The organism is Streptomyces sp. NPDC006551 (assembly GCF_040611675.1).
GTDB lineage: Bacteria > Actinomycetota > Actinomycetes > Streptomycetales > Streptomycetaceae > Streptomyces.
The window spans coordinates 39,457-49,197 of the sequence record NZ_JBEXOT010000046.1; the positions used below are offsets into that span (position 1 = coordinate 39,457).

Genomic DNA, 9,741 nt, shown 5'->3' on the forward strand with positions numbered 1-9,741 from the left:
AGCCATTCGTAGATTGGGTGATGCCAGGGAACGACCACTCCTTTAGGTCAAGGGGGGCGCGCGATGCGCTACTTCGAGGACTTCCGGCCCGGCGATGTCCATGAACTGGGCACCGTCACCGTCACCGCGGAGGAGGTGCTGGAGTTCGGCAGGCGCTTCGACCCGCAGCCCTTCCACACGGACCACGACCTCGCGGCCCGCTCGCAGTTCGGCGGGCTCATCGCGAGCGGCTTCCACACGCAGGCGATGTTCATGCGGCGCTACGTGGACGGACTGCTCGCCTACAGCGCCTGCATGGGATCACCCGGAATCGACGAGGTCCGCTATCTGCGCCCCGTACGGCCCGGGGACGTCCTCACCGCCCGCGTGGAGATCCTTGGCTCCGCCCCGTCGCCGTTCAACCCCGCCACCGGCACCGTCAAACCGCGGTGCACGCTGGTGGCCGCCGACGGGACGGCCGTGTTCAGCATGATCCTGCACAGCATCTTCCGGCGGCGCCCCGCCGAGTCCGACGCCGACCATCTGTCGTCGATGTCCGCGGCCGAGGACCCCGTCGCGTGCGCCCGTACGAAGAGCCGCGCACCGGTCGCGAGCGCCTGACACTTCAGACGCCCGGCTGAACACGGCCGTCCGAATCTCCGACACCCGAATGAAGGGGGACCTCCTGTGGAGGCCGTATCCCGCACCGCCCAGTGGACCGCCGCCGCGCGCGCCCTGGAGACCGAGCGCGAGGACCGGCTGTTCGCCGATCCCTACGCGCGCACCGTCGCCGACCGGATCGGCTTCGAGCTGCTCGAGCGCTACGCGGGGGGCGGCACCGTGCCGTTCCTCGCCATCCGCACCACCTACCTGGACCGGGCCATCGTCAAGGCGGTGCAGGAGCGCGGCATCCGTCAGGTGGTCTTCCTCGCCGCCGGCATGGACACCCGGTTCTTCCGGCTGCCCTGGCCCGACGGCGTCACCGTCTACGAGCTCGACCGCCCGGCCCTCCTGGAGGCCAAGGCGGAGATGCTCAGCCAGGAACCGGCGCCCGCCGGCCGTACCCGGATCACCGTCCCGGTCGACCTCACCCAGGACTGGACCGGTCCGCTGAAGGAGGCGGGATGGAAGAGCGACGAGCCCGTCCTGTGGGTGGTCGAGGGCCTGCTGTTCTTCCTCCCGGAGGACGCCGTACGGACCCTCATCTCGACGCTGTCCGCGCACGCGGCGCCCGGCTCCGTGCTGCTCGGCGACGTCATCTCCAGGGCCGCCCTGGAGAACCCGCTCGCCCGGCCGTTCCTCAACGCCCTGCGCGAGGACGGCAACCCGTGGCTCTTCGGAACCGAGGAGCCCGAGGCGCTGCTCGCCGCCTGCGGCTGGGACGTACGCGAGGTCAAGCAGCCCGGTGAGGACGGCGCCGACTTCGACCGCTGGCCCTACCCGGTTCCGCCGCGCACCGTCCCGCGCGTGCCCCGCTCCTTCCTGTTCACCTGTGACCTGCCGACGTACGAGGGGGACAAGGCCGCATGAGCGCCCACGACTTCCACCAGAAGGTCATCACCGACGCCGGTGCGGCCGTCCGCGGCCTGACCGTCGCTCTCGGCGAGCGGCTCGGCCTGTACAAGTGCCTCGCCGAGCACGGCCCGCTCACCGCCGCGCAGCTGGCGCGGAAGACCGGCACCAACGAGCGGTACATCGAGGAGTGGCTGCACGCCCAGCTCTCCGCCGGCTACGTCGAGCGCCATCCGAGCGCCGCGACGTACACGCTGCCCGCCGACCACGTCGAGGTGCTCGCCGACCCGGAGGCCGTCACCTTCGCCGCCGGGTTCTTCACCGCCCTCAAGGCGCTGTACGCCACCGAGGACCTGCTCGTCGACGCCTACCGCACCGGCGACGGCGTCGGCTGGGCCGAGCACGACGCGGCCCTCGACACCGGCATGGGCTCCTTCTTCCAACCCACGTACGAGCACAAGCTCGTCCCGGACTGGCTGCCCGCCCTCCACGAGGTCACCGGCAAGCTCGCCGCCGGCGGCACCGTCGCCGACGTCGGCTGCGGCGTCGGCCACACCACCCTGCTCATCGCCAAGGCGTTCCCGCAGGCCACCGTCCACGGCTTCGACTACTCCGAAGAGGCCATCGCCATCGCCCGGCAGCTCGCCGAGGAGGCCGGTCTGTCCGACCGGGTCGTCTTCGAGGTCGCCTCCGCCGACGACTACCCCGGCACCGGCTACGACCTGGTGTGCTTCTTCAACGCCCTGCACGACATGGGCGACCCGGTCGCCGCCGCCCAGCACGTCCACAAGTCGCTGGACGCCGACGGCACCTGGATGCTCGTCGAGTCGAACGTCTCACCCGCCGACATCGACACCAACACCCCCGCCGCCCGCATGTTCATGGCCCTGTCCGCCGTGATGTGCCTGCCCGTCGCGGTCGCCCAGCGCGGCCCGCACGCGCTCGGCAACCACTCCGGCGAGAAGGCGTTCCGCGCCATCGCCGAGGAGGCCGGCTTCACCCGCTGGCGCCGCGCCACCGAGACCCCGGTCAACGCGGTCTACGAAGTCCGGCCCTGACGGCCCGGGGCTCCCGCACCCCGACGGCCCTCACGTCCACCCCGTGCGCCTAGGGCGAGTGAGCCGAAGGGGGCCGTCGGGGGAACGCGTCCGAGCGCGCGCAGTTCCCGAGGAACGAGGGAGCGAGCACGTACGGACGCGTGAGCCCGGCTCAAGGCCCCCGGAGGCGAACCGAGCCTCAAGAAAAGAGGAGTTCATCATGGGCGTCACCGCCCCCCTGCCCGTCACCGACCGGTTCATGGAAGTCCTGGAGCGGCTCAGCTCCCGCTCCATCGAGGAGTACTACAACCCCTACCAGCAGTTCGACTGGCCCGATCAGCTGGAGGAGAAGCAGCTCTGGATGACCCCCGAGCTGCTCACCGTCTACGGCACGCCGTACTACGACGAGCTCGGCGAGGAAACGATCCAGCGCCTCTCCAAGTGGGAGTCCGTCAACTTCTACAGCCTCAACGTGCACGGCATCCGCGAGCTGCTCATCGAGGTCGTCGGCCGGATCCACATGCCCGGCTTCGAGGTCCCCTCGGACTTCTTCCACCACTTCATCGGCGAAGAGAACGAGCACATGTGGTTCTTCGCCGAGTTCTGCCGCCGTTACGGCGACAAGATCTACGGCTCCACCGCGATGCGCGCCGACTCCGCCTGGGAGCCGGAGGTGGAGAACTTCCTCGTCTTCGCCCGCATCCTGTTCTTCGAGGAGCTGGTCGACCACTACAACATGCGGATGGCGCAGGACGACTCCCTGTGCCACACCATCCGCGAGGTCAACCGCATCCACCACCAGGACGAGTCCCGCCACATCGCCTTCGGCCGCGAGCTGGTCTCCCTGCTCTTCACCCGGATGCGCGAGGCGGTCCCCGCCGCACGCGTCGCGGAGGTCGAGACCTATCTCAAGCGGTACGTCGTCTTCAGCATCAACTCGCTGTACAACCCGCACGTGTACCGCGACGCCGGCATCGCCGACCCGCTGGCCCTGCGCAACGCGCTGGTCGCCGACGAGCGCCGCCGTCCGTACGAGCGCAAGGCGATCCGCAAGCCGCTCGCCTTCTTCCTGAAGACCGGGATCTTCTCCGACGACACCCTGCCCGTCGTCTGAGCCCGCCCGATCGGCAGATCATCCGAGAGATCACCCGAGAGGTGCATCGACCATGACCGTGACGACCCCCGCGAGTGCCGGGGAGACGAGGGGCCTGCCGTCCCTCGGCCCCGAGGCGACCGCCCTGCTGCGGCTCCTCGACGACACCTTCGAGAGCTGGGGCGTGACCGCGGGCGCCCGCCCGATGACCATGCCCCCGCTGCTGCCGGCCGCCGACCTGGCCCGGCTCGACTACTACGACAACTTCCCGCACCAGGCCGTCGTCGCCGCCCCGCTCGACCTGGAGCGCCGCGAGACCTCGGCCTTCTGTACCGACACCGGCTGCTTTCCGTGCGACGCGCTCGAACCCGCCGCGCTCGGACTGCCCTCGGCGTCCTGCTACGCCGTCTACCTCGACCACCAGGGCCGGCGGGTCGCCGACGACACCCTGGTGACCGTCTGCTCCTGGTGCTTCCGCAAGGAGACCCACTACGAAGGCATGCGGCGCCAACTCGGCTTCCGTATGCGCGAGATCGTCGCCATCGGCGCACGCGAGCACGCCGAGACGCATCTGGTCGACTTCACCACCCGCGTCCAGGCCTTCGCCGAGGCGCTCGACCTGCCGCTGCGCAGGGAGGCCGCCTGCGACCCGTTCTTCGACAAGGGCGGCTCCAAGGCGCTGCTCCAGCGCCTCACGCCGGTGAAGTACGAGTTCCTCTACGAGGACCTGGCGATCGCGTCGGTCAACACCCATCGCAACTTCTTCGGCGAGCGCTGCGACATCACGCTCGCGTCGAACGGCGGGCCCGCGTTCACCAGCTGCGTGGCCTTCGGCCTGGAGCGCTGGCTGTCCGCGCTGACCCGCCGGCACGGCGACTGGGAAGCGGCGACGCAGGCGGTCCTCGACGCGAACGCCCGCATGCGCGCCGACGTGAGCGTGGCGGCCGGGCCGGTGATCTGACGTGCCGGCCCGACCCGTCGCCCCGCCGGCGGGCGGCCTGGGCTGGGCGAACCTCGGCATGGACATCGTGTCCGTCAACCGTGTCCGCCGGCTTCTCACCGAGTACGGCGAGAAGTTCTTCGAGCGGATGCTCACCCCCGGCGAACTCGCCGACTGCCGCACCTCCTCCGGGCTCGACGTCATGAGCCTGTGCGGGCGGATCGCGGCCAAGGAAGCGGCTTTCAAGACCCTCCGGGTCAGGGGCAGGTTCCTGCCCTGGCCGGACATCGTCGTACGGCGCTCCGAAGGCGGCTGGCCGCTGGTGGAGCTGCACCGGTCGGCCGCCGAGATGGCCGCCGAGTCCGGGATCACCGAGATCACCGTGTCCATCAGCCACGACGTGGACTACGCGGTCGCGGTGGCCGCCCCGATCATCGTCGCGCCCCCCACCCCTTCCGTACACCATCACTAAGGAGTCCCACCATGGCCGACGGCCTGCAGCAGGTGAAGAACTGGATCCTCGAGCGTCACCCGGAGCGCGACGACATCGCGGCCGACCTGGACCTCATCGAGAACCGGCTCATCGACTCGCTGTCCTTCGTCGAGTTCGTCTTCCTGCTGGAGCAGGAGAGCGGCCGGTCCATCCAGATGGAGACCCTGGAGGTCGACGCCATCCGGACCCTGGCCGCGATCGAGACCCACTTCTTCGCCGACGCGCGTGCGGAGGTGGGCCAGGCATGAGCCGGCGCCTGTTCACCTCGGAGTCGGTGACCGAGGGCCACCCCGACAAGATCGCCGACCGGATCAGCGACACCATCCTCGACGCGCTGCTCGCCGAGGACCCGTCCTCGCGGGTGGCGGTGGAGACCCTGCTCACCACGGGTCTCGTCCATATCGCCGGCGAGGTCACCACCACCGCGTACGCCCCGATCGCGAAGCTGGTGCGCGAGGCGATCCTCGACATCGGCTACGACTCCTCCGCCAAGGGCTTCGACGGCGCCTCCTGCGGGGTGTCGGTGTCCATCGGCTCCCAGTCGCCGGACATCGCCCAGGGCGTCGACACGGCGTACGAGAACCGGGTCGAGGGCGGCTCGGACGTGCTGGACGCGCAGGGCGCCGGCGACCAGGGCCTGATGTTCGGCTACGCCTGCGACGACACGACCGAGCTGATGCCGCTGCCGATCGCGCTGGCCCACCGGCTGGCGCGGCGGCTGACGGAGGTCCGCAAGAACGGGACCGTCCCGTATCTGCGGCCCGACGGCAAGACCCAGGTCACCATCGAGTACGACGGCGACCGTCCCGTCCGTCTGGACACGGTGGTGGTGTCGTCCCAGCACGCCGCCGACATCAGCGTCGAGGGTCTGCTGACGCCGGACATCCGGGAGTTCGTCGTCGAGGCCGAGCTGAAGGCGCTCGCCGAGGAGGGCGTCAACCTGGAGAGCGACGGTTACCGGCTGCTGGTGAACCCGACCGGGCGTTTCGAGGTCGGCGGCCCGATGGGCGACGCCGGTCTCACCGGCCGCAAGATCATCATCGACACGTACGGCGGCATGGCCCGCCACGGCGGCGGCGCGTTCTCCGGCAAGGACCCGTCGAAGGTCGACCGCAGCGCCGCCTACGCGATGCGCTGGGTCGCCAAGAACGTCGTGGCGGCCGGGCTCGCCAAGCGGTGCGAGGTGCAGGTCGCGTACGCGATCGGCAGGGCCGAGCCGGTCGGCCTGTTCGTGGAGACCTTCGGCACGGGCGCCCTGTCCGACGGGGCGATCCAGGACGCCGTCGGCCAGGTCTTCGACCTCCGGCCGGCCGCGATCATCCGCGACCTGGACCTGAAGCGGCCGATCTACGCCCAGACGGCGGCGTACGGCCACTTCGGCCGAGAGCTCCCCGACTTCACCTGGGAGCGCACGGACCGCGTGGAGGCCCTGAAGAAGGCGGCGAGCGCTCCGGAGGCGCAAAAGGACGAAGGGGTCTGAGGAAATGCGTATCGCTGTCACGGGATCCATCGCGACCGACCATCTGATGACCTTCCCCGGCTGGTTCACCGAGCAGCTGCTCGCGGACCGGCTGGACCGGGTCTCCCTGTCGTTCCTCGCCGACAACCTGGAGGTCAGGCGCGGCGGAGTGGCAGCGAACATCGCTTTCGGACTCGGCGTGCTCGGACTGCGCCCGGTTCTCGTGGGCGCGGTCGGCTCCGACTTCGAGCCGTACCGGGTCTGGCTGAAGGACCACGGTGTGGACACCGACTCGGTGCGCGTCAGCGAGTCGCTCCACACCGCCCGGTTCGTCTGTACTACCGACCGGGCGCAGAACCAGATCGCCACGTTCTACGCCGGAGCGATGGCGGAGGCCCGCGAGATCGACCTGCGGGACGTCGTCGCCCGGACCGGGCGCCTGGAGCTGGTCCTGGTCTCCCCGGACGACCCCGAGGCCATGCTGCGGCACACCCGCGCCTGCCGCGACCTCGGCATCCCGTTCGCCGCCGACCCGTCGCAGCAGCTGGCGCGGCTCGGCCGGGACGAGGTGCGGGAGCTGGTGGACGGCGCGCGCTGGCTGTTCACCAACGAGTACGAGACGGCACTGCTCCTGGAGAAGTCGGGCTGGTCGGAGGCGGAGGTCCTGCGCCGCGTCGGCACCTGGCTCACCACCCACGGCGAGGCCGGTGTCCGGGTCCGCGGCCAGGGCCGGGAGCCGCTGGCCGTGCCGGCGGTCCAGGTGCCGGGAGTCGTCGACCCGACCGGGGTCGGGGACGCCTTCCGGGCCGGGTTCCTCGCCGGGACGCTGTGGGGTGTGCCCGAGCGGTGCGCGGCCCAGCTGGGCTGCGCGGTCGCCGCGACCGTACTCGACTACGTGGGGACGCAGGAGTACCGGCTGCACCGGGACTCGCTGCTCGACCGGATCAGGACGACGTACGGGGTCGGGTGCACGGCCTCGCTGGTGACCCATCTGAGAGGACTGGCATGAGGACCGTCATCAGGGGGCTGTCATGAGGGGGCTGACATGAGGCGGTCGCTACGGGACGAGTTCGCCACCAGGGTCGTGGTGGCCGACGGGGCGATGGGCACGATGCTCCAGGCCGCCGACCCGACGATGGACGACTTCCAGAACCTGGAGGGCTGCAACGAGATCCTCAACCTGACCCGTCCGGACATCGTCGCCTCCGTCCACGACGCCTACTTCTCCGTCGGCGTGGACTGCGTCGAGACCAACACCTTCGGCGCGAACCTCGCCGCGCTCGCCGAGTACGGCATCGAGAACCGCGTGTACGAGCTGTCCGAGGCCGGCGCCCGGATCGCCCGTACCAGCGCCGACACCCACACGGCCGCCGACGGACGCCCCCGCTGGGTCCTCGGCTCCATGGGCCCCGGCACCAAGCTGCCGTCCCTCGGCCACACCACGTACGAGCCGCTGAGGGACGCGTACCAGCAGAACGCCGAAGGACTGATCCGGGGCGGCGCCGACGCCCTGCTGATCGAGACCTCGCAGGACCTGCTCCAGACCAAGGCGGCGGTCATCGGCGCCCGCCGGGCCCTGGAGTGGTGCGGCCTCGACCTGCCGCTGATCGTGCAGGTGACCGTGGAGACCACGGGCACGATGCTGCTCGGCTCGGAGATCGGGGCGGCGCTCACCGCCCTGGAGCCGCTCGGCATCGACATGATCGGGCTCAACTGCGCCACGGGACCGGCCGAGATGGCCGAGCACCTGCGGTACCTGTCGAAGCACGCCCGTGTGCCGCTGTCCGTCATGCCCAACGCCGGCCTGCCGGTGCTGACGTCGGACGGCGCCCACTACTCCCTCTCGCCGGCCGAACTGGCCGACGCGCAGGAGGGTTTCGTACGGGACTACGGCCCCGCGCTCGTCGGCGGCTGTTGTGGCACGACCCCGGAGCATCTGCGGCGGATCGTGGAGCGCGTCCGGGGAGCGGCCGTGCCGGCGCGGGTCCCCGAGGTGGAGGCCGGCGCCTCCTCGCTGTACAGCCATGTCCCCTTCCGCCAGGACACGTCGTACCTGGCGATCGGTGAGCGGACCAACGCCAACGGCTCGAAGAGGTTCCGCGAGGCCATGCTGGACGGCCGCTGGGACGACTGCGTCGAGATGGCCCGCGACCAGATCCGCGAGGGCGCGCACATGCTCGACCTGTGCGTGGACTACGTGGGGCGGGACGGCACGGCCGACATGGCCGAGCTGGCCGGGCGGTTCGCGACCGCCTCCACGCTGCCGATCGTGCTCGACTCCACCGAGATCGCCGTGCTGCGGGCCGGGCTGGAGAAGCTCGGTGGCCGGGCCGTGATCAACTCCGTCAACTACGAGGACGGTGACGGGCCCGAGTCGCGGTTCGCGCAGGTCACGGCGCTGGCGAAGGAGCACGGGGCGGCGCTGATGGCGCTGACGATCGACGAGGAGGGCCAGGCTCGGACGGTCGAGGCGAAGGTCGCCATCGCCGAGCGGATCATCGCCGATCTCACCGGCAAGTGGGGGATCAGGGAATCGGACATCCTGATCGACACGCTCACCTTCACGATCTGCACCGGGCAGGAGGAGTCCCGGCGGGACGGCATCCACACCATCGAGGCGATCCGCGAGCTCAAGCGCCGCCACCCGGACGTCCAGACCACGCTGGGTCTGTCCAACATCTCCTTCGGGCTGAACCCGGCGGCGCGGATCGTACTGAACTCGGTCTTCCTCGACGAGTGCGTGAAGGCGGGTCTCGACTCGGCGATCGTGCACGCGTCGAAGATCCTTCCCATCGCCAGGCTGGAGCCGGAGCAGGTCGAGGTCGCGCTCGATCTGATCTACGACCGCAGGCGCGAAGGGTACGACCCGTTGCAGCGGCTCCTCGAACTCTTCGAGGGCGCCACCGCGAAGTCGCTGAAGGCCGGCAAGGCGGAGGAACTGCTCGCCCTGCCGCTGGAGGAGCGGCTGCGGGCCCGGATCGTCGACGGCGAGAAGAACGGCCTGGAGGCCGACCTGGACGAGGCTCTGGCCGAGCGGCCGGCTCTGGCGATCGTCAACGACACCCTTCTGGAGGGCATGAAGACGGTCGGCGAGCTGTTCGGCTCCGGGCGGATGCAGCTGCCGTTCGTCCTTCAGTCCGCCGAGGTCATGAAGACGGCCGTGGCGTACCTCGAACCGCACATGGAGAAGACGGACGACGACGGCAAGGGCACGATCGTCCTCGCGAC

10 protein-coding genes are annotated in these 9,741 nt (G+C 70.4%); all 10 read left to right on the forward strand.

Annotation, left to right across the window (positions count from 1 at the left end):
- Nucleotides 1-63 precede the first annotated feature (63 nt).
- Nucleotides 64-600 (forward strand): MaoC family dehydratase, encoded by a 537-nt coding sequence (locus ABZY12_RS29160; protein ID WP_356895476.1) that lies wholly within the window; start codon nucleotides 64-66, stop codon nucleotides 598-600.
- A 66-nt stretch (nucleotides 601-666) separates the two neighbouring features.
- Complete coding sequence (locus ABZY12_RS29165) at nucleotides 667-1,509, forward strand: SAM-dependent methyltransferase (protein WP_356895478.1); 843 nt, start codon at nucleotides 667-669, stop codon at nucleotides 1,507-1,509.
- Nucleotides 1,506-2,549 carry a class I SAM-dependent methyltransferase gene (locus tag ABZY12_RS29170; RefSeq protein ID WP_356895480.1) on the forward strand — a complete coding sequence of 348 codons (1,044 nt, stop codon included), beginning with the start codon at nucleotides 1,506-1,508 and terminating at the stop codon, nucleotides 2,547-2,549. Before ABZY12_RS29165 ends, ABZY12_RS29170 begins: the two co-directional genes overlap by 4 nt.
- Before the next feature lie 199 nt (nucleotides 2,550-2,748).
- Nucleotides 2,749-3,642, forward strand: a complete 894-nt coding sequence (locus ABZY12_RS29175) for a diiron oxygenase (RefSeq protein WP_356895482.1) — start codon at nucleotides 2,749-2,751, stop codon at nucleotides 3,640-3,642.
- A gap of 52 nt (nucleotides 3,643-3,694) precedes the next feature.
- Nucleotides 3,695-4,582 carry a hypothetical protein gene (locus ABZY12_RS29180; RefSeq protein WP_356895484.1) on the forward strand — a complete coding sequence of 296 codons (888 nt, stop codon included), beginning with the start codon at nucleotides 3,695-3,697 and terminating at the stop codon, nucleotides 4,580-4,582.
- Nucleotide 4,583: 1 nt separating this feature from the next.
- Entirely contained in the window at nucleotides 4,584-5,033 is a 450-nt protein-coding gene (gene acpS / locus ABZY12_RS29185) for a holo-ACP synthase (protein ID WP_356895486.1), read from the forward strand.
- Nucleotides 5,034-5,044: 11 nt separating this feature from the next.
- Nucleotides 5,045-5,302, forward strand: coding sequence for an acyl carrier protein (locus ABZY12_RS29190; RefSeq protein WP_356895488.1), 258 nt, complete (start codon nucleotides 5,045-5,047; stop codon nucleotides 5,300-5,302).
- A complete protein-coding gene (gene metK / locus ABZY12_RS29195; RefSeq protein ID WP_356895490.1) occupies nucleotides 5,299-6,534 on the forward strand; it encodes a methionine adenosyltransferase in 1,236 nt (411 codons plus the stop codon). Before ABZY12_RS29190 ends, metK begins: the two co-directional genes overlap by 4 nt.
- A gap of 4 nt (nucleotides 6,535-6,538) precedes the next feature.
- Entirely contained in the window at nucleotides 6,539-7,522 is a 984-nt protein-coding gene (locus tag ABZY12_RS29200) for a carbohydrate kinase family protein (protein ID WP_356895492.1), read from the forward strand.
- 36 nt (nucleotides 7,523-7,558) lie between these two features.
- Nucleotides 7,559-9,741 (forward strand): homocysteine S-methyltransferase family protein (locus ABZY12_RS29205; protein ID WP_356895494.1); only part of this gene is annotated, 2,183 nt, incomplete at its 3' end.